Source organism: Clostridium sp. 1001271B_151109_B4 (assembly GCF_015670405.1).
Taxonomy (GTDB): domain Bacteria; phylum Bacillota; class Clostridia; order Clostridiales; family Clostridiaceae; genus Clostridium.
In genome coordinates this window covers 1-26860 of record NZ_JADPBQ010000017.1, presented here as the reverse complement: position 1 = coordinate 26860, position 26860 = coordinate 1, and the positions used below count along the sequence as shown (strand labels likewise).

Annotated in this window: 25 protein-coding genes, 1 tRNA gene and 1 riboswitch; of the genes, 23 read left to right on the top strand and 3 right to left on the bottom strand. The window is 27.4% G+C overall.

Annotation, left to right across the window (positions count from 1 at the left end; translation table 11 throughout):
• Positions 1 to 43 precede the first annotated feature (43 nt).
• The 21 genes from I4V63_RS15675 to I4V63_RS11800 all read left to right on the top strand — a co-directional run bounded on the left by I4V63_RS15675 (position 44) and on the right by I4V63_RS11800 (position 19093).
• The gene (locus I4V63_RS15675) at positions 44 to 988 is read left to right on the top strand and encodes a hypothetical protein (RefSeq protein ID WP_243280499.1); all 945 of its coding nucleotides are present in this window, start codon (positions 44 to 46) and stop codon (positions 986 to 988) included.
• Positions 989 to 1454: 466 nt separating this feature from the next.
• Positions 1455 to 2105, top strand: coding sequence for an HAD family hydrolase (locus I4V63_RS11900; RefSeq protein WP_196001468.1), 651 nt, complete (start codon positions 1455 to 1457; stop codon positions 2103 to 2105).
• A 193-nt stretch (positions 2106 to 2298) separates the two neighbouring features.
• Positions 2299 to 2730, top strand: coding sequence for an Rrf2 family transcriptional regulator (locus I4V63_RS11895; protein ID WP_196001467.1), 432 nt, complete (start codon positions 2299 to 2301; stop codon positions 2728 to 2730).
• Positions 2731 to 2802: 72 nt separating this feature from the next.
• Positions 2803 to 4179, top strand: a complete 1377-nt coding sequence (locus I4V63_RS11890) for a cation:dicarboxylase symporter family transporter (RefSeq protein WP_196001466.1) — start codon at positions 2803 to 2805, stop codon at positions 4177 to 4179.
• A gap of 193 nt (positions 4180 to 4372) precedes the next feature.
• On the top strand, positions 4373 to 6586 hold the full coding sequence (locus tag I4V63_RS11885; protein WP_196001465.1) for a stage V sporulation protein D: 2214 nt from the start codon (positions 4373 to 4375) through the stop codon (positions 6584 to 6586).
• 24 nt (positions 6587 to 6610) lie between these two features.
• On the top strand, positions 6611 to 7810 hold the full coding sequence (gene ftsW / locus I4V63_RS11880; protein WP_196001464.1) for a putative lipid II flippase FtsW: 1200 nt from the start codon (positions 6611 to 6613) through the stop codon (positions 7808 to 7810).
• A 116-nt stretch (positions 7811 to 7926) separates the two neighbouring features.
• Positions 7927 to 8385: a DUF2975 domain-containing protein gene (locus I4V63_RS11875; RefSeq protein ID WP_196001463.1), complete on the top strand. Its 459-nt coding sequence runs from the start codon at positions 7927 to 7929 to the stop codon at positions 8383 to 8385.
• A 14-nt stretch (positions 8386 to 8399) separates the two neighbouring features.
• Complete coding sequence (locus I4V63_RS11870) at positions 8400 to 8612, top strand: helix-turn-helix transcriptional regulator (protein ID WP_196001462.1); 213 nt, start codon at positions 8400 to 8402, stop codon at positions 8610 to 8612.
• Between the two features lie 193 nt (positions 8613 to 8805).
• Positions 8806 to 9621 carry a hypothetical protein gene (locus I4V63_RS11860; RefSeq protein ID WP_207746558.1) on the top strand — a complete coding sequence of 272 codons (816 nt, stop codon included), beginning with the start codon at positions 8806 to 8808 and terminating at the stop codon, positions 9619 to 9621.
• 60 nt (positions 9622 to 9681) lie between these two features.
• A complete protein-coding gene (locus I4V63_RS11855; RefSeq protein WP_196001460.1) occupies positions 9682 to 9993 on the top strand; it encodes a hypothetical protein in 312 nt (103 codons plus the stop codon).
• Positions 9994 to 10150: 157 nt separating this feature from the next.
• Entirely contained in the window at positions 10151 to 10360 is a 210-nt protein-coding gene (locus tag I4V63_RS11850; RefSeq protein WP_196001459.1) for a hypothetical protein, read from the top strand.
• Between the two features lie 156 nt (positions 10361 to 10516).
• Positions 10517 to 10804, top strand: a complete 288-nt coding sequence (locus I4V63_RS11845; RefSeq protein ID WP_196001458.1) for a DUF503 domain-containing protein — start codon at positions 10517 to 10519, stop codon at positions 10802 to 10804.
• 274 nt (positions 10805 to 11078) lie between these two features.
• Positions 11079 to 11213, top strand: a complete 135-nt coding sequence (locus I4V63_RS11840; RefSeq protein WP_196001457.1) for an N-acetylmuramoyl-L-alanine amidase — start codon at positions 11079 to 11081, stop codon at positions 11211 to 11213.
• Between the two features lie 92 nt (positions 11214 to 11305).
• Positions 11306 to 11508, top strand: a riboswitch (SAM riboswitch).
• Between the two features lie 99 nt (positions 11509 to 11607).
• On the top strand, positions 11608 to 12570 hold the full coding sequence (locus tag I4V63_RS11835; RefSeq protein ID WP_196001456.1) for a methionine ABC transporter ATP-binding protein: 963 nt from the start codon (positions 11608 to 11610) through the stop codon (positions 12568 to 12570).
• A 13-nt stretch (positions 12571 to 12583) separates the two neighbouring features.
• A complete protein-coding gene (locus I4V63_RS11830) occupies positions 12584 to 13219 on the top strand; it encodes a methionine ABC transporter permease (RefSeq protein ID WP_196001507.1) in 636 nt (211 codons plus the stop codon).
• 35 nt (positions 13220 to 13254) lie between these two features.
• Positions 13255 to 14091: a MetQ/NlpA family ABC transporter substrate-binding protein gene (locus I4V63_RS11825; RefSeq protein WP_196001455.1), complete on the top strand. Its 837-nt coding sequence runs from the start codon at positions 13255 to 13257 to the stop codon at positions 14089 to 14091.
• Positions 14092 to 14366: 275 nt separating this feature from the next.
• Positions 14367 to 15326, top strand: coding sequence for a YkvA family protein (locus I4V63_RS11820; protein WP_196001454.1), 960 nt, complete (start codon positions 14367 to 14369; stop codon positions 15324 to 15326).
• Between the two features lie 93 nt (positions 15327 to 15419).
• Complete coding sequence (locus I4V63_RS11815) at positions 15420 to 16043, top strand: ribonuclease H family protein (RefSeq protein ID WP_196001453.1); 624 nt, start codon at positions 15420 to 15422, stop codon at positions 16041 to 16043.
• A gap of 118 nt (positions 16044 to 16161) precedes the next feature.
• A complete protein-coding gene (locus I4V63_RS11810; RefSeq protein ID WP_196001452.1) occupies positions 16162 to 16344 on the top strand; it encodes a YtxH domain-containing protein in 183 nt (60 codons plus the stop codon).
• A 171-nt stretch (positions 16345 to 16515) separates the two neighbouring features.
• On the top strand, positions 16516 to 17817 hold the full coding sequence (locus I4V63_RS11805) for a helix-turn-helix domain-containing protein (RefSeq protein ID WP_196001451.1): 1302 nt from the start codon (positions 16516 to 16518) through the stop codon (positions 17815 to 17817).
• Between the two features lie 13 nt (positions 17818 to 17830).
• A complete protein-coding gene (locus tag I4V63_RS11800; RefSeq protein WP_196001450.1) occupies positions 17831 to 19093 on the top strand; it encodes a helix-turn-helix transcriptional regulator in 1263 nt (420 codons plus the stop codon).
• A 338-nt stretch (positions 19094 to 19431) separates the two neighbouring features.
• On the opposite strand, the gene I4V63_RS11795 is transcribed toward I4V63_RS11800, so the two are convergent.
• On the bottom strand, positions 19432 to 21498 hold the full coding sequence (locus I4V63_RS11795; protein WP_196001449.1) for a helix-turn-helix domain-containing protein: 2067 nt from the start codon (positions 21496 to 21498) through the stop codon (positions 19432 to 19434).
• 226 nt (positions 21499 to 21724) lie between these two features.
• On the opposite strand from I4V63_RS11795, the gene clpB reads away from it, so the two are divergent.
• Positions 21725 to 24325: an ATP-dependent chaperone ClpB gene (gene clpB / locus I4V63_RS11790; protein WP_196001448.1), complete on the top strand. Its 2601-nt coding sequence runs from the start codon at positions 21725 to 21727 to the stop codon at positions 24323 to 24325.
• Positions 24326 to 24381: 56 nt separating this feature from the next.
• Here the strand turns inward: clpB and I4V63_RS11785 are convergent, their stop codons facing one another.
• Both I4V63_RS11785 and I4V63_RS11780 read right to left on the bottom strand, forming a co-directional pair.
• Positions 24382 to 25554 carry an MFS transporter gene (locus I4V63_RS11785; protein WP_196001447.1) on the bottom strand — a complete coding sequence of 391 codons (1173 nt, stop codon included), beginning with the start codon at positions 25552 to 25554 and terminating at the stop codon, positions 24382 to 24384.
• A gap of 162 nt (positions 25555 to 25716) precedes the next feature.
• The gene (locus tag I4V63_RS11780; protein WP_196001446.1) at positions 25717 to 26634 is read right to left on the bottom strand and encodes an aldo/keto reductase; all 918 of its coding nucleotides are present in this window, start codon (positions 26632 to 26634) and stop codon (positions 25717 to 25719) included.
• A 148-nt stretch (positions 26635 to 26782) separates the two neighbouring features.
• Between I4V63_RS11780 and I4V63_RS11775 the strand changes: the two genes are divergently transcribed.
• Positions 26783 to 26856 (top strand) — tRNA-Gly (locus tag I4V63_RS11775).
• Positions 26857 to 26860: the final 4 nt, after the last annotated feature.

Here is a 26860-nt window from a genome sequence, read left to right as displayed (position 1 = left end):
TAAATTATATATATAAGTTAATAATCATAACTGGTGATGTATTATGATTAATATGTATAGAACTTTAGTTAATAGCATAGCAAAGGATGAAAAGTGTGAAGAGTGTAGCAGTAATTTTGATTTAAACAAAGATGATAAATATAATAGTAAGGTTAAATGTCCTAAGTGTCATAGTGAAAAAAATATTAAATTTGGATTTTATAATGGAATTCAAAGATATAAATGCAAGAATGAAGGTTGTTGTAAAACATTTATTGATGATAAAAATAATCCCTTTAGATGTTCTAAAAAGTTCAAAGAAAACTGGAAACAATATTTTGAACTTTTTATTAAAGGAATATCATTAAGGGAATGTGCTGCTAAAATGAAGATTACGTTAGTGACAGCATTTTTTTGGAGACATAGGTTTTTAGCAGATTTGTGTGAAAAAAATTACATTAAAAAAATAGGATCTTATGTTGAATTAACTAAGTTAGTTTTATATGAAAACTTTAAAGGGGATAGAAGATATCATGGAGAAGAGAGAGATAAAATTATAGTTGTTAATGCGATAAATGATTCAATAGATATAAGTCCAATAGTGGCTGGTAGAAAGTTTTTAGGGTTTAGTGAATTAAGAAATAATATTATACCTAGAATAGATACTAAAGCATATGTTGTTGGTTTTCAGGATAGTAGATTAAAGACTTTTGCTAATGCTTTAAATGAGATTAGGGGCGTAACATTAAATGAGGGTAATAATGAGTTGAAAATAGATTTAGCATATTCAAATAAGGTGAGGAAATGGCTTATTAAATTTAATGGAGTAGCAAGTAAGTACTTAGATTATTATTTAAGTTGGAGGGCTTTTGAATATAAAAATAATATAAAATATGAAAGAAGAAATATATTTTCAATAAAAAGAATATATTCTCAAATTAATGTAAAAGCAGAAATTAATACATATATATCATGGGAAAATATTAAAAATAAGACTATAGCAATATGATGTGAAAATTTAGATTCTTTTTTAGTGATAAGCTATTTTTTATTTAGAGAATAGCTTATTTGCAATGCTAATAATTAAAATATATTTACTTGGGGGAATATTGATACATATAGAATTGCATTTAGATATTTTTAATGAGAGAAAGTATAATGTTATATACTTAAGAGTATAGAGAGATGTTATATCAAAATGTTGTTAACAACATTTTGATATAACATCTCTCTATATGAAAAAATATATTAGTATAACAAGATATCAAGTTAAATTGTTAATGATAAATTACATTTATGGGGAGTGTAATAATGGATTAAATATAAAAAATAAAATTGCTGCATTAATATAATGATTAAATGAAAAGCTGTTTGATAATAATGTATTATAAAACTATGATATAATAATATTAGTACTATTTAATATAAAAAAACAAATGATAATATAAAATTCAATGGCAATAAGGAGAAGTGAAATGATTAAAGCTGTAATTTTTGATTTAGATGGAACGTTATTAGATACATTAGAGGATTTAGCTAATGCTTGTAATTATGCATTAAGAAGCTGTGGATATGAGGAACATGCTATAAATGAGTATGTGAAGTTTGTTGGAAGTGGAAGATATGTTTTAATTCAACGTATATTGCCAGAAATATATAGAGAGAATGAAGTAGTGATAAATAAAGTTTTAGCTCTTTTTGATGAGTATTATGGAGATCATATGCTAGATACTACGAAACCATATGAGGGTATTGATGACATGATAGATGGATTAAGGAAAAACAATATAAAGCTTGCTGTTGTATCAAATAAGCCAGATGAGTTTGCTGGAGAAGTAGTTAAAAAATATTTTGGAGAGAAATTTGAAATTACCTATGGACAGAGAGTAAATCATGCTGTCAAACCAGATCCAAGAACTGTATATGAAGTAATTGAGTATTTAAAAGTTAGTAAAGAGGAATGCATATATGTTGGAGATTCCGATGTTGATATGATTACTGCAAAAAATGCTAATGTTAAATCAGTAGGTGTAGCATGGGGATTCAGAGGAGAAGAAGAATTAGTAAGTGCCGGTGCAAATTATATTATTCAGAACCCTAATGAGTTATTAAGATTAATAAAATAGATAATCGATAATGGAATAACGTGAGGTAATTAATATAGGATAGTTAGTTTATTATTTCTAACTATCCTATATTTTTTACTTTTATTATCAATAATATAAATATATTGACATTTTAGTGAAAAAGATATAGTATTAGCGTATTACCGATAGGAATAATGGGTAATCCTTAAAATATTACAAAGAAGGTGATTTTATGAAGATTTCAACTAAAGGAAGATATGGCATAATTGCGTTGATTGATTTAGTAATCAATTCAGAATATGGTTCTGTAACATTGAAAGCTATATCAGAACGTCAAAATATATCAGAGAGATATTTAGAGCAAGTATTTTCATTACTTAGAAAGTCAGGGCTAATAGTTGGAAAAAAAGGGGCGCAAGGTGGATATACTTTATCTAAAAATCCAAGTGAAATCACAATAGGAGAAGTTTTAAGGTCTTTAGAGGGTGAGCTGCTTCTGATAGATGTAAAAGAGGGTGAATCAAGTGATGTGGAAGAATTTGTAAATAGAACAGTTTGGAGTGAAATAAATAAAAAAATAAATGACTATTTTGAATCAATAACATTAGAGGAAATTGTTAATAAATATAGAAAAGAAGAACAAGAAATTGTATATTATATATAATTTAAACTAGTATAATATATGATTTTCATGTAATATATATATTGGTATTTATAGACATATAGGAGGGCGGAAATGAACAATACTTTTTTATCGGAATTTATAATGATAACAAATTTTAAAACCATAGCATTTATTGCTATACTTGTAGCTATATTGTTTGGTGTAAATTTTATGGCTAAGAAGAAAGTTAAATTTTCAACAAGAATGATAATTTCAACTATCGCAGGATTAATTTTAGGTGTAATAATTCAATTAGTAGCAGGATTACCAAGTAATCCAGGAGAAGTTCAGTGGATTAATGAAGTAAACAAGTGGTATGGTCTTATTGGTTATGGATTTATGGATTTATTAAAGATGCTTGTAGTTCCTTTAATATTTGTATCTATCATCAGAGTTATTATAAATATGAAGGCTGGCGAAAATCTAGGAAAATTAACAACAAGATCAATCTTAACATTACTAGGTACGACTGCAATTGCTGCTATAGTAGGAATTATAGTAGGAAATTTATTTAAGCTTGGGGTTTCTTCAAGTATAGTTGAAAGTACAAGTGAAATAAGAGAAATAACTCCAGTTGTTGATACATTAAGGGGATTACTTCCATCAAATCCTGTTGCAGCAATGGCTGAAGGTAATGTAGTTGCTGTTGTAATATTTGCAGCATTTATCGGTAATTCAATGAAGATATTAAATAAAAAGTACAGTGATGTCATTAAGCCTGTAACTGATTTAGTTAATGCTTCATATAAGATTATTACTAGTCTAGCTATGACTGTTATTAAGTTTATGCCATATGCTGTAGTTGCATTGCTTGCAAATACAATAGCAGGAAGAGGATTAGCTGCAATAAAAGAAGTTGTTGGATTCATAGTTGCACTTTATGTAAGTATTATTATAGTATTTATAATTCATTTAATAATTATAGCTATATTAGGATTAAATCCTATTACTTATGTAAAGAAGGCAATGGAACCTCTAATTTTAGCTTTTACTTCACGTTCTAGTCTTGGTACTTTACCAGTTACTATTGAAACACTAACTGATAAGATTGGTGTTGATAATGGAATTTCTTCATTTGTTGGAAGTTTAGGCTCTAATATGGGGATGAATGGATGTGCAGCAATTTATCCTGCATTAATGGCAGTTACATTAGCTAATATGTCAGGAACTAAAATGGATATTAGCTTCTATGGAATGCTTATAGTGATAATTGTAATTGGATCTTTAGGTATAGCTGGATTACCAGGAAGTGCAACAATGGCTGTTTCGGTAGCAATTTCAGGAATGGGAATGGGAGCATATTTCCCATTAGCAGGAGGAATAATAGCAATTGATCCTGTATTAGATATGGGACGTACTATGTTAAATGTTAATGGAACAATGGTTACAGCAGTTGCTGTTGGAAAAAGCTTTAATAAGATTGACAAAGAAAAATATAATAGCAAATAAAGTGTATATTTTGTAATAAAACCCTCTGTAACAGTGTTTACAGGGGGTTTTTATTATGAATTTTATATAAAATTTCCACGGAAAAAATATAATATTAATATTAGTATCTTTTGATATAAAGCAAAATGTAGTAGAATAATAGTTATGTAACATAAATGGAATATATGTTAAATCTATGATGGGAGATAGAGGAATGGTAAACAAAAAGAAAAAGAAGAAAAAAGATAAAAAATCATTAGGCTATAAGCAGAGATTGAAGTTAGTTTATTCTATTGTATTTTGCTTGTTAGGTTTATTAGTTATTAGATTAGGATGGTTAACGTTAGTAAGTGGTAGATCGTTGGAAGCTAAGGCAAATTCGGAGTGGCAAAGAGAAATTAGTGTGACAGCGACTAGAGGTGATATTTTAGATAGAAATCAATCGGTATTAGTATCTTCTGCTAATGTTTATAGACTTGATTTTGATTTGGATGCCATTAGAACTCATATAAAAAATAAAGATGTAACTAAGGAAGAAATTGCAAGTCAAATAGCTTCTGTGGTATCGGATGTAAGTTATGATAAAATATTAGAAGCATTAAATAAAAAAAATAGTGATGGTAGTGATGCAACATATGCAAGACTTGTAGGAGGAATTACAAAAGATGTTGCAGATAGTGCAGATGATTTGGGGATATATGGCTTGATTGTATCAAGAGACGTTAAGCGATATTATCCAAATGGAAACTTTTTATCAACTGCATTGGGGGGAATTAATTCAGAAGGTGTTGGGTTAACAGGAATAGAGTTACAGTATGATGAATATTTAGCGGGAATTTCAGGAATGAAAATTGGAGGCTATGACAGTTGGGGAAATAGATTACCATTTGAAACATATAAATTTACACCTCCTGTAGATGGAAATGATATTATATTAACTATAGATGAAAACTTACAATATGTTGCTGAGAAAATTGCTCAAAAAGGTTTAGAAGAACATAATGCAAAGGGAGTTCATGTTTTAATAATGGATCCTAATAATGGAGAAATTCTTGCAATGGTAAATAAACCTGACTATGATCCTAATACTCCTTATGAAGGATATGAGACTTTTGAGGGTGAGACTGAAAATGATCAAATTCAAAATATGTGGAGAAATTGGTTAGTAAGTGATACTTTTGAACCAGGATCTACTTTTAAGACAGTTACAATGGTAGCGGCATTAGAAGAAGGATTAGTAAGTGATGATGATACATTTGTTTGTAATGGGTCAGTTAAATTTGGAAATACAACTGTTCATTGTTGGAAACATGAAGGTCATGGCACTCAAACTTTAGCTGAAGTATTAAAAAATTCATGTAATGTTGGTATGATGGAAATTGGACAAAGGCTTGGAATAGAAAAATTAAATGAATATATTTATAAATTAGGGTTTGGAAAAACAACAGGAATTGATTTGCCAGGGGAAGCATCTGGTATAGTTAAATCAAGCGATACTGTATCAGCTATTGACTTAGCAACAATTTCATTTGGACAAACTAATACAGTGACATCATTACAACTTATGACATCATTTAATGCAATTGCAAATGGTGGTGATTTAATACAACCACATATAGTTAAGGAAATTTCACATGAAGATGAAAGTGGAAATAGAATTATAGATGAAGAAATTAAACCAATTATAAAGAAAGATGTATTATCAGATGAAAGTACAGCTTTATTAAGAAGTTATTTAGAAAGAACTGTAACAAAAGATGGACCAGATGGTTCTTTTGTTCAAGGATATAATGTTGGTGGAAAAACGGGGACAGCTCAAAAGGTTGATCCAGAAACTGGAACTTACTCAAAAGATAAGTACATTTCATCAATGATAGCATTAGCTCCAGTAGAAAATCCACAAATAACAGTATTTATTGCAGTAGATGAACCAAGTAATGGAGCTTATTATGGTGGGGAAGTTGCAGCACCATTAATGAAAGAGTTATTTGAAGAAGTATTTAAGTATATGGATTCTCCACTTGCTAAAGAAAGATTCTCAATTTATAAGAACGTAATTATACCTGATGTAAGAGGAAAATCTATAGAAGAAGCTAAAGAAATATTAAAAGCAAATAATTTAGAAGCTGAAGTTAAGGGAAATGGTAAGACTATAGTTTCTATGGATATTTATCCAGGAGCAACAGTTAAAGAAGGAACTACTATTACAATAACGGCAAAGGATAGTAGTCAAATTGATAAGGAAGTAATAATGCCAGATTTAAAAGGAAACACAGAGGAATTTGCTATTTCTGTTTTAGATAATTTGGGATTGGTTTATGAATTTGAGGGAGAAGGGAATGTTTATTCACAAAGTGTTGCAGCTGGTAATAAAGTAGTTAAGGGAACAAAGGTTACTATAACGCTTAAGAAAGAGTTTGAATATTAATAAGTATATTCTGGGGAAGGTAATATGAAAAGTAATGGGAAAAATATAAAAAAGGGAAATGTGAAGAAAAAAGGACCTGTAAAACGAAAGCGAAGATATAAAGCTGTTAATTTATATATACTTTGTTCTGTTATGGCTTTAGTAGCGATTGGAATAATTATGGTTTTTTCAGCAAGTTATTATGATGCTTTATATAAGCATAAGGATGTTTTCTATTTCTTAGGTAAGGAGTTAACATGGGCCCCTATTGGTATTATAGCAATGATAGCAATGATGTTAATTGATTATCATGTGTGGAAAAAGTTCACTGTATTAGGATATGGGATAACACTTTTAGCATTAGTTGCAGTATTAATATTTGGAGATAGTATTAATGGTGCAACACGTTGGCTTAATATAGCGGGTGTATCTTTCCAGCCATCTGAGCTGGCAAAATATATAATTGTATTTTTCTTAGCAATGATGATTGAAAAATATGGTCAGGTGAAAAAGAATTGGATAGTTCCATTAATATATTTAGGCACTGCAGGAATATTTTCTATATTAGTTTATATGGAAAATAATTTAAGTATTGCATCTATAATAATGTTTGTTGCATTTATTATGGTTTTTGTATCAGGAATGAATGGAAAAGAAACAATTACATTAATGGGAGTAGGTGGGGTTTTAGGTGCCATTGGGATTTTTAGCACTGATTATAGACGAGAAAGATTTATGAGTTTTACAAATCCATGGAAATATGCTAATGATGAAGGATATCAATTAGTTCATTCACTTTATGCAATAGGATCAGGTGGATTATTTGGTGTTGGTCTTGGAAATTCTAAGCAAAAGGCATTATATATGCCAGAACCACATAATGACTTTATATTTGCAATAATAGCAGAAGAATTAGGTTTAGTTGGATGCGTTATAATTATGGCAATTTTTGCTGTGTTAATTATCGCTGGTATTGATGTTGCTATGAAGGCAAAAGATAAATATGGAAAGCTTTTGGCAACAGGTATTATTTCTGTAATAGCAGTACAGGTAATAATTAATATAGCAGTTGTTACAGGAAGTATGCCAGTTACAGGGGTGCCTTTACCATTTATAAGTTATGGAGGTACATCACTTGTATTTAACTTAGCTGCTGTAGGGGTGTTACTTAATATATCAAGGCAAACAAAAAGTCATAAAGATGAAATACAAGAAAAGATAATTAAGAGTAAAATAAATGTTTAATAAATAAGGGGCTACAAGTGTAGCCTCTTTTCTTTTCTATAATTAATGATTATTTATTGAAAAACAATAAATAATTATTGACTAACTATAAAAAAATCATATAAAATAGCAATGAGGTGATTAAGTTTGAAAAAAGTACATTTAGAAAAGTATTATACATAATGTCAGTTATAGCTATTTGTATTACTGTTGTTGGATGGATGTGTATACAGGGGTTAACAAAGTGGTATTACATTAGTTTCACTAATATGGAAATTCCAAAGTATATTAATACATTTTTATTTATTACAATTATTCCATTTTTACTTTTACTAATTGAAGTAATGAAATTATCTAAAAGTTTACTTAATGATACATATTTAAATAAAGCAACCTTAAAAAGGCTAAAGAAAATAAGTATTTATTCATTAATAGAATTTTTTATTTATATAGTAGCAGTTATATTTATGTACCATAATTTGGTATTTATTGTAGTTACTATTGCTACTTTGATGATTTTTATGATTACATCGGTAATTAGAGAACTTATAGTAAAGGGAATAGAATTAAAAGAAGAAAATGACTTAACTATATAAGGAGAAAAAACTTAATGATTATTGTAAATTTAGATGTTATGATGGCAAAAAGAAAGATGAGTGCAACAGAGCTTTCTGAAAAAGTAGGAATAACTATGGCGAATCTTTCTATACTTAAAAATAATAAAGCAAAGGCAATTAGGTTTTCTACTTTAGATGCTATCTGTAAGGCTTTAGATTGTCAGCCAGGAGATATTTTAGAGTATAGAAGTGATGAAGAGGATTAAAAAATATGAAAAGTAAGGGTAAAAAGTATTAAAAAAAACATGGTTAATAGCTTTAATATTAGAAATAATAATATTTTTAATATTTTATTTATTTAAATTGAAGATATCTTTATTTAATATTACTCCAAATATTATTGTATTAGTATTATATGTTCTATAATGTTTGCAGTAATAGGTAGTGAAGTTTTAGAGGATGGAACACTTAAAGAACAATTTTTTTAATACCAATTGGTTATTTATTTTTGGAGTAAGTATTATTCTTAATGAAACAGACTTCATTAATATAGGAACATTTTTATTATTATTTGTAGGATTTTTAATTTTGACTAATATTAAGGTAGAAGCTACTGAAGAAGTATCTGATTTTATAAATAAAAAATTAAGTTATATGAATTATTTAAATATTATCTATTTGATAATCGTTCTTATTGTGGTTAGGGATAAAATAGTAATGATGGCAGCGTTTAATATAGAGGTATATTTATTAGCTATATACTTAATAACAAGAAATATGTATGCTGAAAGACTTAGATATGTAAAGAGAGAACATGAACATGTATTAAAAAAGCAAGAAAGTAGCGTGTGGTGGAGATGGAAAATATGGATTAATCCTTATGAAAAAGTAAAGTTTTCAGAAAGATTATCAGCAATTAAGCTTTTTGACATTGTTAGTATAATTATAGTTGCTTCTGTATTTTCAAATAGATCTATCGATGGAATAATATTTTTACTTCTTACCATTAGACCTATAGCTTTTATATTGGAATTAATAATTCTTGTACAAACATCTATTTGTGGTATATGTACAGATATAGTTGAAAAATCTGAAAGCAAAAGTTCTAGAATTTATTATGCAATTTATATAACTGATTATGAAAAGAAAAGAGAGTATATTCTTTATGTTAGAGATTATCCATATATTAGTAGCGGGCAAAAATTAACGGTAGTGTATGGAGCCATATCTAAAAGAGCAATTTATGTAAAAGAAATGAATTTAGATATAAGATAAATATTTTTGTGCGAATTCCTATTAAAACATAATTAAATAAAATAACGGAGTGAAGAGATTATGAACATTTTTAGTTTGTTAAATAATGATACATCAGAGCTAAGCGAAGAGGAAAGAGTGTTTGCAGAAAATTTTAATGAAGCAATAAGAGAAAAATTAATAGATACATTAGCTAAATGTGAAGTAAGTGAATTAATAAATGAGTTGAATTATAATGAAAATGATTTTAGAGAGAAACTAACAGATATTTTTATCAATGGGAAAAAAGGATATGTTAAAATGCCTACTAAGACTTTGATAGATATATTTCTAGATAAAAAAGATGAAGGTGAGTTTATAAATTTAATTGAAAGTATAAGTGGTATAGAATAATAAAGAAAATTTATAGATGTGATAAAGTGTGTGAATCATCAAAATTACCTAACATAGGCAAAGAGATTGAACTACAGATAAGTATTCTAACAAATTATTTAATTAATTTGTTTTTTTAGAAAGGTAATTAAAAATATTTTTTAGTGATTAAACAAAAGTGTGTTTTCATACGTCTATATATTTATTTAGTGAAGTTGGAACATCTTGTATAGATCAGGATGAAAGAGATGATGATTTTTATGTGAAATCATATTTCAAATTAAATGATACAAGTATGGATAAGTTAGAATTAGAAGTTGGATGGATAATGAAGGACAATATTAAAGGAAATTCAATAGAATTAATTAAAAATAAATTAGTATTATAGGATAAAGTAATAGTAAAATTTTATTAAAAGGCAATGAATAATAGGAGAATTCATTGCCTTTTTGGTATACTATAATAATATATAGTAAATATATTTAAACTATTTATCTTATAAGTTGAATGTATATTATAAAAATTAGATTGGAGGATTTATAATATGAAAATATTATTGATGAAGTTAGAGTTAAGAGCTGAATGGGTACATTCATTAAAAGAAAAAAGGATGATTGTATTAAGTTTAACTAAGAGACTTTCTAATAAATTTAATGTTTCAGTATCAGAAGTAGAAATGCAGGATGTTCATCAAAATATAGTTATAGGAATTTCTTCAGTAGCTACATCTAAGGATATTTTATATTCAGTAAAAGAAAAAATATTAGATTTTGTTGAAGATAATACTGATGCAGAGCTTATAAGAATAGAGGAAGATATTACTGAGTTTTAAACTTTATAAAAAATAAGTGTAAAAATGTGTAAATATGGTGAATTTACACATTTTTAAGTTTAAATTAAGCTTACTCATTTATAATTAACATAAATATTTATAGTTAAGTTAGAGGTTAATTAAATGGGGAAAATAAAAAATGAATTAAAAAGAATATATAGATATAAGATGATAAGTTTAGGAATAGGAGCTATTATATTAATGTTAATAATTTTATTAAATGTTAATATAAAAAAATAAGGAAATCAAAATATCTAAAGAAGTAAATATTGCAGTGTTAAATGAAAAAAATTTTATAGTATGTATAGATGCTGGTCATGGTGATTGGGATATTGGAGTTGAGGATATTAGTGGTATTTATGAAAAAGATATTAATTTAGAGGTTATATTAAGTTTTGGAAAAGTTTAAAGCTTGTGAAAAAATTTACCAAAGAAATTATTGACAAAATAGACAAACTAATATATATTAATATCAACAAAGCAAAACAATTAAATATTTGAATCTTATCCAGAGTGGTGGAGGGACTGGCCCTGTGAAACCCGGCAACCTGTTAAAAGTTAACAGTTGATAGTTAAAATAAGAAATGTTTTTATTTTTTAGAAATTCAGTAGAATTTTATAAATAATTACTAACTATTAATTATAAACAAAAAATTATTAACGTTGGTGCTAATTCCTGCAGTTTTATGACTGAATGATGAGAGAGTAAATTAGTGGTGATTTTTATACGCACTTGAGTTTATTCTCTAGTGCGTTTTTTGTTATCTAAAATTAATTGTTTATCAATATGGAGGTGGACGACTATGATTAAAATGCAGAATGTGAAAAAAAACTTTGGAAAAACTGAGGTATTAAAAGATATTTCTTTAAATATAAATGAAGGTGAAATTTATGGGCTTATAGGACATAGTGGAGCCGGAAAATCAACTCTTTTAAGATGTATAAATGCTTTAGAGGATTACAACGAAGGTTCAGTTAAAGTTATGGACAAAGAGGTTAAACTTTTAAGTGGAAAAGGTAAAAGAAAATTAAGAAAAGAGTTGGGAATGATATTTCAAGGATTTAATCTTTTAAACAGAAAAAATGTATTTCAAAACGTATCATTACCCTTAGAAGTATGGGGATATGATAAGGCATTTATAAATAAAAGGGTTAATGAGCTTCTTGAAATAGTAGGACTTGCAGAAAAGGCTAAAAGTAAGCCGGCAGAATTAAGTGGTGGACAAAAACAAAGAGTTGCAATAGCAAGAGCACTAGCATTAGAGCCAAAGATACTATTGTGTGATGAAGCTACTTCAGCATTAGATCCAAAAACAACGAAGGATATACTTTCACTATTAGAGGATATAAATAAAAAATTAGGAATTACTATAGTGGTGGTTACACATCAAATGGAAGTTGTTAAGCAAATATGCCAAAAGGTTGCATTACTTCAAGGAGGAATTCTTGTTGCAGAGGGTAAAGCTGAAGAAGTATTCCTAAGACCAGAAGTTTCATTAAAGACATTTTTAGGGGAGTTAGATGATGATACATTACCAAGAGAAGGGGTTAATATTAAATTATTCTTCCCAAGTGATTCATCAGAAAATGCACTTATAACAAAAATGGCAAGAGAACTTAATATTGACTTTTCTATAGTAGGTGGAAAGCTAGAGAAGTTTAGGGAAAAAGTCTTAGGTACTTTAACTATAAACATAGATGAGAAAGATAGAGAAGAAGTAATGAAATATCTATCAGATAAAGATATTATATTGGAGGTGTTATAAAATGGATAGTAAAATGATAAACATTATAATTGAAGCACTTGGACAAACTATTTATATGGTATTTTTCTCAACGTTATTTGCAAGTGTTTTAGGCTTTATATTAGGAGTAGTAGTAACTGTTACATCCCCAACTGGATTAAGGCCAAATATCATTATATACAAGTTTTTAGATGTAGTAATAAATGTACTTAGAAGTTTTCCATTTATAATATTAATAGTTTTTATTATTCCATTAACAAGGGCTATTGTAGGAACACCAATTGGTGAAACTGCAGCGATAGTTCCCTTAACAATAGCGGCAGCACCATTTGTTGCAAGAATAATAGAATCAGCTCTTAAAGAAGTTGATCCAGGAGTAATTGAAGCGGCTAAATCATTTGGAGCTTCAAATTTTCAAATAATTTTTAAGGTAATGCTTAAGGAAGCAGTGCCAGCAATAATTTCAGGTTTAACATTAACTATTATTAATATAATAGGATATTCTGCAATGGCAGGTAGTGTTGGAGCAGGAGGATTAGGAAAGGTAGCGATAAGCTATGGGTATCAAAGATATCAAACAAATGTAATGATTGTTACAGTTGTTATTTTAATAATAATGGTTCAAGGACTTCAAAGTTTAGGGAACTATTTATATAAAAAATTAAGTTGATAGTATATTTATAATAAATTTAGGGGGAATTAAAAATGAAAAAAAGAAGTATTTTAACAGCAATAATAGCAGGGGTATTATCAATTGGATTAATTGGGTGTGGTAATAGTGCAGGATCATCTAATGATAGTTCTTCAAATGGTGATGATAAAGTAATTAAGATAGGGGTTTCACCAGTTCCTCATGAAGAAATTATGGAAGTTGCAAAACCACTTTTAGAAGCAAAAGGATATACAGTAGAAATAGTTGAATTTACTGATTATGTATTACCAAATACATCATTAGAATCAGGGGAAATAGATGCAAACTATTTTCAGCATATAGCTTACTTAAATTCATTTAATGCAGATAATGGAACTCATTTAACTTATACAGCAGAAATTCATTTAGAACCAATGGGAGCTTTCTCAAATAAATATAAGACAGTAGACGAAGTTGAGGAAGGTGCAGTAGTAGCAGTTCCAGATGATCCATCAAATGAAGCAAGAGCTTTAAGGGTTTTAGCTGCAGCAGGATTAATTGAGGTTAATGATGGGGAGTTAATAACTACAGCAGATATTACTTCAAATCCTAAAAAATTAGAGTTTAAAGAATTAGAAGCAGCAACTTTACCAAGAGTTTTACAAGATGTTGATATAGCTGTAATTAATGGTAACTATGCTTTAGAAGCAGGGCTTGATGTTAATAATGATGCATTTTATGCTGAAGATAAAGATGTTGAAAGCTTAAAAGAAAGAAGAAATGTTTTGGCTGTTAAAGAAGGTAATGAAAACACTCAAAAGATAAAAGATTTAACAGAAGCTTTAACTTCTGATGAAGTTAGAGAATTTATAGAAGAGAAATACAAGGGTGCAGTTGTTCCAGTATTTTAATCATATAAAAGCAATAAATAAAACTATAATAATTATTTGGGGAATTAGTTATTATACAGGGGCTTAAATATAGAAAAGGGATTTGCAATTAATTTTGTAAGTCCCTTTTATAGACTAGAAAAGATTTTAAATGATATTTTTAATATTAACAATATAAAGACAAGCTTTAAAAATATAAACAAATAAAGTATACTGTATATTATGTGTAAATATAGAAAAATATTATTGGAATAATAGTACGTGTTTAAAGCGTTTAGTTAGAAAGGAGACAAGCTATGAAAGTTTCAAGTATAAATGTAGGATTGACTGGAGAAGATTTAATAAGTATATACAATGATTTTGTAGCTATTAAAGAAATTAAAATTAATAATATTGAGGTAAAAGAGGATATAAGAATTTTAGGATCTTTTACAAAAGGGCTTACAATAAATTTTGAGTTGAAGGTGAAGTTAAATTCTATGGAAAATGGCTTGATTAATGGGGAGTTAACTGGATTTAAAGTATTAAATATAGGAATACCTTCATTTATAAGAAAAACAATATTAAAATTTGCATTAAAATCATTAACTGAAGTGGGAATTAATTATGATAAAGGAAAAGTTATTATTCAATATAAGTATTTATTAAAAGATATACCATATGTGGATTTTGATATATATAGTATTTATTGTGCCTATGGAGTTTTTAATGTTGAACTTAGAAATGCTAAATTCTCTTTAGGAGGAGAATTAAAGAAAGAAATCGAATTGTTAAACTTTGAAAAGGAAAAAGCATCAGAGTTTAATGAGGAGGATATAAGTAAAACCGAAGATTCGTATACTAAAGGAAGGGATAAGATAAAAGATAAGTTGCCTAACAATGCAAAGAAGTATAGTGACTATATATTTGTATTGCCAGATATTGCAGCATTAATATATAGATTACTTAAAGATAAAAGAGTAAGTATGAAAACAAAGCTAGTTATTTCAGCAGCTGTAGCATATATTGCAGTGCCATGCGATATTATTCCAGATAAGGTACCTTTTATAGGAAAAATAGATGATGTTGCAATAGGAGTTTTTGCATTAAATATTATAATGACAGATGTACCATTAAATGTAGTATTAGAAAATTGGCAAGGTAAAAATGACATATTAATAGTATTAAAAAACGTTATTGATTATGCAACTAATTTTACAGGGGCAAAAAATATTGATAGTATTTATAGAGTTATGGAAGAGGTTTTATCAGTTTAAATTAAATATTTTATTTTAAATGAAAATATAAAAAAATAACTATAGGACATAATTTTAAGAAAGTGTTATATAAATAAGAAAGGATGATTAAACTTGAAGTATTATGCTGTTTATAGAGGTAAATCAGGAGCACCTAAAATTTTTACTTCATGGGATGAATGTAAAAAGGAAGTAATAGGATTTAAGGGAGCAATATACAAAAGTTTTCCGACAGAGCAGGAGGCAGTGAATTTTATTTCTATAAATTCTCAAGGAAAAACATCTTGTAAAGATGATGCTGAAGGCATAGAAGATGAAAAAGGGTTATTTATTTATGTTGATGGTAGTTTTGCTGTTGATAAAGGAAACTTTTCTTATGGTTTAGTAGCTGTGAATGATGGTGAAATTATTCATGAAGATAAGGGGCAAGGTTTCGATAAAGAAGCAATTTCTTTAAGGAATGTATCAGGAGAAGTTCTTGGAGCAAAAATGGCTGTTGAATTTGCACTTGAAAATAATTTCAAGGAGGTAACAATAGCATATGACTATCAGGGCGTTGAATCTTGGGCATTAGGAACTTGGAAAAGAAATAATAAGATAACATCAGAGTATAATGAATATATGCAAAATAAGATGAAAGAAATAAAGGTTAAATTTAAAAAAATAAAAGGTCATAGTGGACATAAATATAATGATTTAGCAGATAAATTAGCTAAAGAAGCATTAGGGATAATATAAGCACTCTATTATTAAGGAAATATGTACTTATTTGACGAATTTGAGTATATAGGTATTTTAAAAAATGATTATTTTATAATGAAAATACACATACTACTTTTAGAAAATAAAAAGAGAGGTGTTTTTTTTGGGAAAAATAATTAAAAGTTTAGCGATAGGAACTGTTTTTGGAGTAGCAATGGGAATGATGATTTTACCAGAGTTAGATAAAAAGACTCAAAGAAACATAAAAAAAACAAGTAGAAAAATTATGGGTGCTGCAGGAGATGCATGCGATAATATTTTAGATTATATTTATTAATAAAAAGATGTTAAAACTGTTATAGAATTCTATAACAGTTTTTTTAGAATTATTTTAAATATAATTGAAATTAAAAGTCAAAAAATATATTTTTTTGGTTTTTTTTATGTTATAATATAATTATAAATAAATGTATAATAAATATAAATGTGGGTAAAGGAAGAAAAAGCTATGGAGATACTTACTTTAGGTGAAAAGATAAAGAGGCGAAGAAAAGAGTTGCAAATGACACTTAAGGACTTAGCAGGAGACAGAATTACACCAGGACAAATTAGTTTAGTTGAGTCAGGAAGATCAAATCCGTCAATGGATTTATTAGAGTATTTAGCTAATACTCTACAGACATCAATAGAATATTTGATGGAGTCAGAAGAAACTCAGGCAGAAAAGATATGTGTATATTATGAACAAATGGCAGAAACATACATTTTGAATCAGGACTATATAAGTGCTGAAAAATACATAGAAAACGCATTATACTATACAGAAAAGTACGATTTAGAGTATAGAAAAGCAAAAAATTTATTTTTAAGGGCGAACATATATAAAGCAAAGAATGAATTGGTATTGGCTCAACAATTATATTTATCTGCAAATGTAATATTTATTAAGCAAAATAATTTTGAACAAGTTATAAATACATTTTTAAATTTAGGAAAAATAACTTTAAGTCTAAAGGCATATCACTCAGCAATTAGTTATTTAAAACAAGCCGAAAAAGTATATTTAGATAATAACATTGGAAATGATTCCCTATTAGGCGAGATCTATTATGAAATGGCAGAGAGCTATTTTAAAATAGATAATATAAAAAAAGCCATAGATTATACGTTTTTAGCTAAGCAAAAATTTGAACAAGTTCAACATCGTGAAGAATACGGAAAAGCATTACTGTTGTTATCTCAAGAATATAATAAAAAAGGTGATTTAATAAATGCTATAAAATACTCAAAAAAGACATTAGAGGTATACAAAGAGTTAGAAGAAGAAAAGAATATTTCAGCAATTGAAAATAATTTGGGGAAATTATTCTTTGAGTTTGATAATATAGAAGAAGCATTTAGACACTATAATGTTGCAAAAGAAATACGTATGAGAAATAATGATATTAATGTAATAGAAACATTAATAAATATTTGTGAAGGATATATTAAAATCAAAGAAATTAATAAATGTGAAAGGGTATTAGATGAAATAAAAACATTAATAGATGGAACTAATGTTGAACAAATAATAGAACAAAATTTATTATGGTATAGAGTATATACTATTAAAGAAATGGCTGATGAGTCAGAAGTTATATTATTAGAAACATTTAATTTAGCTAAAGTAAATGGATTAGATAAAAAGGCAGCAGAATTAGCTATACTTTTAGGCAGATACTACATAGGAATTAAAAAAGACTATGAAGCAGCTAAATACCTAGACGAGGGAGTTAAAATATTTAGAAACTTAGGAATACTAAATAACTAAACTGGGGGTAGCCATGGAGATATTATCAACAGGAGAAAAAATAAAAAGAGCAAGAGTGTATAAAGGTATTACTCTAAAGGAATTATGTAGGGATAGGATTTCTATTTCTAAAATGAGCTGTATTGAAAATGGAAAAATTAAAGCAGATAAAGAATCACTTAAGTATATTGCTGAAAAGTTACAGATTGATTATAATTATTTAACTCAAGATGTTTATGAGCAAATTAAATTAAATATAGATACTATTAATAAAAGTAATTATTCTTTAGATAAGTTAGATGAAATGATTGGATATAATCTAGAATATTCATGTAGATATAATTATACTGATTTAGCATTAGAATTAACTCATACTTTGTTCAAGTTATATATAGAAAATAATAAACTTGAGAGAATACAGTTATTAATATCAAGGTATTATGAACTATATCAAAGTTCAAAGAATAATCAAGATATTATTACTTATTATAATGATATGGCAGGATTCTTTATGAAAACATGTGAATATCATGAAGCAATAAGTTATTATTCAAGAATAAGAGAAGTTTTTGAAAAAGAAAAATTACCTTATAATGATAAATATGTTTATGCGTGTTTTTATGAGGGAATTTGTTATAAGAATATCAATTTGATAGAGAAAGCATATGACTGCCTAAAGAAAGTAATAGATTATACAGACGAATTTAAAACAGATAAAGATAAAGGTGATTATTATCACGAATTTGCGATTGTTAATATTTTATTATATAAAGTTGAGGCTGAAAAATATTTAAATATGGCACTTCAATACAAAAAGAGTGATTCAATTGAATTTGCAAGTTTTAAAGAAAAAAATGGTGAAATTTACTTCAAGGTTTATCAAGTAGATAGGGCTATGGATGAAATAAGAGAAGCTATTAAAATATATCCTAGAACTGAAAAACATGGATGTGGAGATTTTTTAATAAAATCTATATCAACTTTATATAAAAATAAGCAATTTGATGAAGCATTTAAATATACTGATGAGGCGTTAGATTTAGCAATTAATATAAATGACGAAAAGTTAATAGAAAAAGCATATTACTTTAAAGGTATGATACATCAAAAAAGACATGAATATATTCAAGCAGAAATGTATATGAATTTAGCAACAGATTTTTTATTAAGATTTGCTAATAATGAAGAAAGATATATAAGATATAATGAAATGGCAGATTTATATTATAACTTGAATGAGTTAAAAGACTCGATAAAATATTTTACTTTAGCAATACAGTTAGAAAAAAAAATATAAAAAAGCAAGAAGTAGAGAAATATTTCTCTACTTCTTGTTTTTATATATTAAATTTATAGAGCTCATAATAATTATTTAGTTGTCATGATGTAAAAGGTTTGACATCCAAATCCAAAATGACCACTTTGCTTTAGTGTTATTTAGTAATGATGGATTAAAAAATAGTCCTCTCATAAAAAACGCCCCTTTGCTTTAAACTTTATATTATTAGTATATAGCAAATAAAAAAATATTGTATTCACGGTAATGCTTTAGATTTTGTACAATAAGTGCTAAATGAGAAAAAAGAAAATTTAATTAAAAGCATAAAAACACCTAAAAAAGGTGTTTTTAGTACATTATTTAGTGTTTTTGAGTACAATTAGTTTAGCGCCATAGCCTTTTAATTCTGTTATAACATTTAAAACTGAACTTTTTTTTGAATATTTAAACTCTATCTTAGGATAGGAAGCTTTATGAAGTATTTCCTTCTCTTCTTTACTAAGCCTATCAGGAGACCCCATAGAAAGCCAGTAATTATATGAAGAACCTGTTGTTTCATTTACTTCATAAGTTATTATCCTTGAAGAAGTTTTAATATTAACTATATTAAGTGAATATTTTCTTTCAAAGGATTTTTTCACTCCACCTTTTTGATAAATATCTTCATAGTTTGCTAAGGAATTAACATCATCATTATGTGAATATAATAAAATTGCGTAATAGTCATCAGATTTAGTTACTATATAGCCATCAGCTAATGAGATTATGTCACTACCAAGTTTGCTAAAAAGATAATAAGCATAGTATGAAGGTTTTCTAATTCCCATGTCATTTACTATTCCGGGAGCTCCAATAAATACCTCGTTAGTAATATTAATTTCTTTTTCTAAAACGTCAAATGCCTTTAAAAAGTTTAGTGAGTTACTCTTGAAAAGAGTATTATGAATAATATAAGGCAACATATATGCTGTATCATATATAGAATTTAAATGTGAACTAGATAAAAAATCTGTAGTAGATACATCTAGTTCATAGTTAATAGTTATAAATTCTCTTAGGTTTTCTTTAATAGAAGGTGATAAACGGGAATCAAATTGAAATTTAAATTCATTTATATCAACGATATCTAATTCATTAAAATAATCAATAAAGCTACTTAATATATTTTTATATTTTTCTAAAGAGTATTCAAGGTTATCAAGTAAAATTAATGGCTTAAGATAAATTGTTGATAAAAAGTCTAAAACACCTTTAGCCTTATTCCAGTTATAAAAATCTGAATCTAAGAATACTCCCATATCACTATGGAACATTTTTTCCAACCTACCATACTCAAAATGTATTTCTTCTTGAATTTCTTCTAATATATCCTTATTATCTTCTATAAGTAAATCAAATGATTCACCTAAATTAATACACTCTTTAAAGTTCTTTTCTAAAGGTTTAATAACTTTATCCATATCTACGTGAATATTCCATAGCTTATTTTCAAAGTTAAATCTGCTATAATTATCTAAAGAATATGATAATGACTCTAAAGCTTCAGCTAATGGAAGCTCTGTATATTGTTTAGAGGCTTCATATTGTTTTTCGGTAGTTGCATTTTTTTTTCTATATTGAAGAGGTGTGCAGCCATAATAAGCCTTAAAATTTTTATTATAATAACGAACATGTGAAAATCCTATTTCATCTGAAATTTCTGATATACTCATATCACTATCTAATAATAACTTAATAGATTCTTCTATTCTTGTTAAGTTAATTAAATCTGTAAAGCTATAACCTGTTGCATATTTTATCTCGTGAGAAAGATAATGCGGACTTAAAAATTCTTTCTTTGCAATTTCTTGTAAGGTTATATTATTATTATAGTTATTAAATATATATTTAGATATTCTATGATACCTATCTAATTGTTCTGTCTTTTCTTTAAGTTCCTCTTTTTCATGTGTTAGATAATGAAAATTATTAATAAGATGATAAAGCAATTTTATTAATAGTTCTTCAATTTCTTCATCATAATCTTCAAGTTTTTGTACATATTCACAAAGTGTTTCTGAAAGAAGTGTTTTCAACTCATCATATTCTTCGCCATTTTGCTTTTCGTTAGCATTAGAATTAGTATAAAAAAATACATTATTTATATCCTTGTAATATTTACCGAAGAAATATGGATCTATATTAAAAATTAAAACCTTATTATCATCGGTGCTTTTTATTTCATGAGATTCATCTGAATTTATAATTTCGACTTCTTTCTCATTAAGTACAAAGGAATCAGTATCTATTTTTATATGTAATGAGCCTTTCAAAACATATATGATTTCAATTGAATTATGCCAATGAGTTGGATAGTTTTTTATATTTAAGTAGGAGATTTTTATTGGTAAATCAAAAGGATAGTTTATATATTCTCTTCTCAAAAGTTCCACCTCAAATTTCGTGTAAATTAATTCTGTAACTATTATAACAATAAGTTCCAATAAAAACAAAAAAATAAATATAAATAAAGTATAATAAGTTAAAAATAAGCTATAATTAATACAGTAAAAAAATGTTAAAAAAATAAAAAAAATTTACTTTGACTTTCTTTGACTTTTGTATTAAAATTAAATTAAAGTTAAGAATACTAATAAGAGGTGATTATAAATGAATGTTGAAAGAATGACATTAAGAGTACAACAAGCACTAAATGATGCAAATTTAATAGCAGTAAAATATAGTCATCAACAAATTGATGTAATTCATTTATTTGCTGCGTTAGTGGAGGCCGATGATGGATTAATCCCCAATATTTTCACTAAAATGGGAATCAATATTAAATTAATGAAAGTTGATATAAAAAATGCTTTAGATAAAATGCCAAAAGTTATGGGAGAAGGAGCAAATAGTTCTGGAGTTTATATAACAAGGCAAGTTGATGAAGTACTTGTAAAGGCAGATGATTTAGCTAAAAAGTTTGGAGATTCTTATATTAGTGTAGAACACTTAATATTAGCAATAATGGATGTTGATAAAAATGGACCTTCTAAACAAATTTTAAATAAATACAATATAAATAAAGATAATTTCATGAAGGTTTTATCTGAAGTTAGAGGAAGTCAAAGGGTTGATACGCAAGATCCGGAAGGAACTTATGATGCACTTGCCAAGTATGGAACTAACTTAGTAGAGCTTGCTAAAAAGCATAAATTAGATCCTGTAATAGGAAGAGATGAAGAAATAAGAAGAACTATTAGAATTCTTTCAAGAAGAACTAAAAATAATCCAGTTCTAATTGGTGAACCTGGAGTAGGTAAAACTGCTATAGTAGAAGGATTGGCTGAAAGAATAGTAAGAGGAGATGTACCGGAAGGTTTAAAAGATAAAATTATTTTTTCATTAGATATGGGGTCTCTTATAGCAGGGGCTAAATATAGGGGGGAATTTGAAGAAAGATTAAAGGCTGTGTTGAAGGAAGTTCAAAATAGTGAAGGGAAAATTATATTATTTATAGATGAAATTCATACTATTGTTGGAGCAGGGAAAACAGATGGCGCGATGGATGCAGGTAATTTAATTAAGCCTTTACTTGCAAGAGGTGAATTGCATTGTATTGGTGCCACAACTTTTGATGAATATAGACAATATATTGAAAAAGATAAGGCGCTTGAAAGAAGATTTCAGCCTGTTATTGTTGATGAACCATCAGTTGAAGATGCAATTTCAATTTTAAGAGGATTAAAAGAAAGATTTGAAATTCATCATGGAATTAGAATTCATGACTCTGCGATAGTTGCGGCAGCTAAGCTTTCTGATAGATATATTCAAGATAGATATTTACCAGATAAGGCAATTGACCTTATTGATGAAGCTGGGGCTATGATAAGAACTGAAATAGATTCATTACCAGCAGAACTTGATGCTATTAGAAGAAGAATAGTACAATTAGAAATTGAAAAAGAAGCTTTAACAAGAGAAAAAGATGAAGGTTCTAAAAAGAAATTAGAAGCATTAGAAAAAGAATATTCAGAGTTAAAAGCTAAAAATGATGAAATGACAGCTAAGTTTGATAAAGAAAAAGGTGCTATCTTAAAATTAAAAGAATTAAAAGGTAAGCTTGATGAAGCTAGAGGTAATTTAGAAGCAGCTCAAAGACAATATGATTATAATAAGGCAGCAGAAATTCAATATGGTGAAATTCCAAGTCTTGAAGCAGCTATTAATCAAATGGAAGTAGAAGTAAAAGAAAATTATGAAGGTGCATTATTAAAAGAAGAGGTTACTGAAGAAGAAGTATCCCAAGTTTTATCTAAATGGACTGGAATTCCAGTATCTAACTTGCTTGAAGGAGAAAGAGAAAAATTATTAAGACTTGAATCTGAAATGGAAAAGCGAGTAATAGGTCAAGAGGAAGCTATTAAATCTGTTACTTCATCAATTTTAAGGGCAAGGGCAGGTCTTAAAGATATAAATAGACCAATAGGTTCATTTATTTTCTTAGGTCCTACAGGAGTTGGTAAAACAGAACTTGCAAAAACTTTAGCAAGGAATCTTTTTGATTCAGAAGAAAATATTATAAGGATTGATATGTCTGAATATATGGAGAAGCATTCTGTATCTAGATTAGTTGGAGCGCCTCCAGGATATGTTGGATATGAAGAAGGTGGTCAATTAACAGAAGCTGTTAGAAGAAAACCTTACAGTGTAATATTATTTGATGAAATAGAAAAAGCTCATGATGATGTATTTAATATGTTCTTACAAATACTTGATGATGGTAGACTTACAGATAATAAAGGTAAGACTGTAGACTTTAAAAATACAATAATAATTATGACTTCTAATATAGGAAGTAGTTACTTACTTGAAAATAAAGATGAGGATGGTATTGAACCACAAATTAGAGAGCAAGTAATGAATGAGATGAAGATTAGATTCAAACCAGAGTTCTTAAATAGAGTTGATGATATTATTATGTTTAAGCCATTATCTGAAAATGGAATTACTAAGATTATTGATATCTTTGTAAATGAAGTTGCTAATAGATTAAAAGATAGAAATATATCATTAGATATTACACCTGCAGCTAAGCATATATTAGCAGTTGAAGGTTATGATCCAGTATATGGAGCAAGACCACTTAAGAGATATATCCAAAATACTTTGGAGAATAAACTTGCAAGGTTAATTATTGCTGGAGATATTAATTATGGTTCACATGTTACTATTGATGGTATTGATGATGAAATAATAATTAAAAGTGAATAATAATAAATAAAAATGCTATGTCATAAATAAAATGACATAGCATTTTTATATTCAAATTAATCTTCGTTTATAGTGGCTTTAGGATTTAAAGGAATTAAAATAATAAATGAAATTAAAATTATTATTGATGAAATAAGGAAAGGTAATTTATTTCCTAAATCAAATATAAATCCTGCAAGTAAGGAGCCCGTTACTTGACCTACAGCTTTTGAAGAGTTAAGGATTCCCATAAGTGATCCATAATTACCTTTAGAAAGTTTAGTAATTATGCTTTGTTGTAGCGGTATATGGATGCTAGCAAAGGCTGTAAATATAGCTGCACAAGTTAAGAATAAGATAACATTTTTTGATATAACCATAAGCGCTAAAGCTATGCTAATACAAATAGTAATAGCTTTAAATATATTTATTTCTTTAAAATATTTTGCAAGTAATGGAGTAAATGTTAAGTTTGCAATAAAGCCTAATACACTCGTAAATGCAATAAAACCACCTATAAATGTTGGAGATAATTTTAGAACGTCTTCTATATAATAATTGATACTTGAATTATAGCTAGTTGCTGCAAAGTAAAATCCTATTACAACTATAAGCATAATAAGTAGGTTTTTATTTAAGAATTGAGAGTAATTTAACTTTTCATGTTTTACGGAATTAGAAGTATTTATTTTTTCTTTAAGTGGTTCCTCTAAAAGGAAGAAAATTAAAATGCTTAAAATACAACAAAGTATAAATTGTGTAAAAAAAGTATACTTGAAGTTATTAGTGCCGATTATACCACCTAGTAAAGAACCTAATGCTGTACCTATTGTATTTGCAGCAGAGTAATATGTAATATATTTAACTCTATTTTCTTTTGTTGTTACATCGGTTAAATAAGCCATAGAAGTGGTTAAATAACTAACTACAAAAAAACCACCTGTAAACCTAAATATAAGTATTATAAAGGGATTTGTATTAAAACCAAATCCAAGCTGGCTAATGCCATAACCTAGTGCACCAAGTATTAAAAATTTAATCCTTCCCCTTTTATCAGATAAAGAACCCCAAAATGGTGAACCAATAAAATTCCCTATAGACATTGTTGCAAAGAATAGTCCAAACATAAAGGTTGGTAATCCTAGTTTATTTATGAACATAGGGGTAACTGGATGAGCCATGTTAAATGAAAGAGAACTAAAAATAGTTAAAACTATAATAAAAATTAATGATTTGTTTTTTGATTTCATTATTCCTCCTTAAGTTATTAATTAAAATGATAAATTTTATATATTCTTATAGTATATATTTAAAATTAAGAAAATGAAATGATTTTAACAATAATTAAAAAATAAGTGTATTATCTTAAAATAGATAATACACTTATAATATAAAGAAAATTAATTTTTAAATTAAGGTAGTTCATTGCCAGCTGCTAAATAAACTTCATACCATTCTTGCCTAGATAAAGTTACATTTGAAGCTGTACAGATATCTTTTAATCTATTTTCGTTAGTTGTTCCAACAATAGTTTGGATTTTAGCTGGATGTCTAAGAATCCAGGCAGTAGCAATTGCTGTTGTACTAACATTGTATTTTTCAGCTAATTCATTAAGCTTTTTATTAAGCAATGGGAATTTAGGATTATCTATGAAAACTCCTTCGAAGAATCCATATTGATAAGGTGACCAAGCTTGAATATTTATATCTTTTAAACGGCAATATTCTAAAATCGATCCATCTCTATCAATTGAATGTGAATTTTTCATATTAACATTTAATCCAGAGTCGATAATTCCAGTGTGCATAATACTAAATTGAAGTTGATTTATAGTTATTTTATTAGTTAAGTATTTATTTAATAACTCTATTTGCATTGAATTATGATTGCTAACACCAAAGTTTCTTACTTTACCTTCCTTATATAGCTTCTCGAAGGCTTCGTTTACTTCTTCAGGCTCCATTAAAGTATCAGGTCTGTGTAGTAATAATATATCTAAATATTCAGTATTAAGTCTTTGTAAAATTCCATCTACAGAATTTATAATATATTCTTTAGAAAAGTCATACATACCAGATCTAATTGAGCATTTTGATTGTATAATCATTTTTTCTCTTAAAGAAGGCGTTAAAGATAGGGCTTCACTAAATATTTCTTCAGATTTTCCATTGCCATAAATATCAGCATGATCAAAAAAATTTATTCCGCACTCTAAGGCTGTGTTAATTAAACTATTTACAGTGCTTTTGTTTAAGTCTGCAATTCTCATACACCCTAATCCAATTTCAGATGCTTTTAAATTACCATTTGCCATAATTATTTCTTTCATAGTGTAATCCTCTCAATTTATTAGTTAATCATTTACATTATATCATTGCAAATAATTATTAGTCTATTAAAAAAAGAATATAAAAAAATGAAAAAATAGTGTTGACAAACATCGACAAAGATAATATACTAAACAACGTAGTCGATACGCGGGTATCGTATATCGGTAATACTCCAGCCTTCCAAGCTGGAAAGGTGGGTTCGATTCCCACTACCCGCTCCATTTT

Excerpts from the sequence above, each read along its gene's own strand:
- I4V63_RS15675 (WP_243280499.1), top strand. The coding sequence starts at position 44 with ATGATTAATATGTATAGAACTTTAGTTAATAGCATAGCAAAGGATGAA.
- I4V63_RS11900 (WP_196001468.1), top strand. The coding sequence starts at position 1,455 with ATGATTAAAGCTGTAATTTTTGATTTAGATGGAACGTTATTAGATACA.
- I4V63_RS11895 (WP_196001467.1), top strand. The coding sequence starts at position 2,299 with ATGAAGATTTCAACTAAAGGAAGATATGGCATAATTGCGTTGATTGAT.
- I4V63_RS11890 (WP_196001466.1), top strand. The coding sequence starts at position 2,803 with ATGAACAATACTTTTTTATCGGAATTTATAATGATAACAAATTTTAAA.
- I4V63_RS11885 (WP_196001465.1), top strand. The coding sequence starts at position 4,373 with ATGGTAAACAAAAAGAAAAAGAAGAAAAAAGATAAAAAATCATTAGGC.
- ftsW (WP_196001464.1), top strand. The coding sequence starts at position 6,611 with ATGAAAAGTAATGGGAAAAATATAAAAAAGGGAAATGTGAAGAAAAAA.
- I4V63_RS11870 (WP_196001462.1), top strand. The coding sequence starts at position 8,400 with ATGATTATTGTAAATTTAGATGTTATGATGGCAAAAAGAAAGATGAGT.
- I4V63_RS11860 (WP_207746558.1), top strand. The coding sequence starts at position 8,806 with ATGGAACACTTAAAGAACAATTTTTTTAATACCAATTGGTTATTTATT.
- I4V63_RS11855 (WP_196001460.1), top strand. The coding sequence starts at position 9,682 with ATGAACATTTTTAGTTTGTTAAATAATGATACATCAGAGCTAAGCGAA.
- I4V63_RS11845 (WP_196001458.1), top strand. The coding sequence starts at position 10,517 with ATGAAAATATTATTGATGAAGTTAGAGTTAAGAGCTGAATGGGTACAT.
- I4V63_RS11835 (WP_196001456.1), top strand. The coding sequence starts at position 11,608 with ATGATTAAAATGCAGAATGTGAAAAAAAACTTTGGAAAAACTGAGGTA.
- I4V63_RS11830 (WP_196001507.1), top strand. The coding sequence starts at position 12,584 with ATGATAAACATTATAATTGAAGCACTTGGACAAACTATTTATATGGTA.
- I4V63_RS11825 (WP_196001455.1), top strand. The coding sequence starts at position 13,255 with ATGAAAAAAAGAAGTATTTTAACAGCAATAATAGCAGGGGTATTATCA.
- I4V63_RS11820 (WP_196001454.1), top strand. The coding sequence starts at position 14,367 with ATGAAAGTTTCAAGTATAAATGTAGGATTGACTGGAGAAGATTTAATA.
- I4V63_RS11805 (WP_196001451.1), top strand. The coding sequence starts at position 16,516 with ATGGAGATACTTACTTTAGGTGAAAAGATAAAGAGGCGAAGAAAAGAG.
- I4V63_RS11800 (WP_196001450.1), top strand. The coding sequence starts at position 17,831 with ATGGAGATATTATCAACAGGAGAAAAAATAAAAAGAGCAAGAGTGTAT.
- clpB (WP_196001448.1), top strand. The coding sequence starts at position 21,725 with ATGAATGTTGAAAGAATGACATTAAGAGTACAACAAGCACTAAATGAT.
- I4V63_RS11785 (WP_196001447.1), bottom strand. The coding sequence starts at position 25,554 with ATGAAATCAAAAAACAAATCATTAATTTTTATTATAGTTTTAACTATT.
- I4V63_RS11780 (WP_196001446.1), bottom strand. The coding sequence starts at position 26,634 with ATGAAAGAAATAATTATGGCAAATGGTAATTTAAAAGCATCTGAAATT.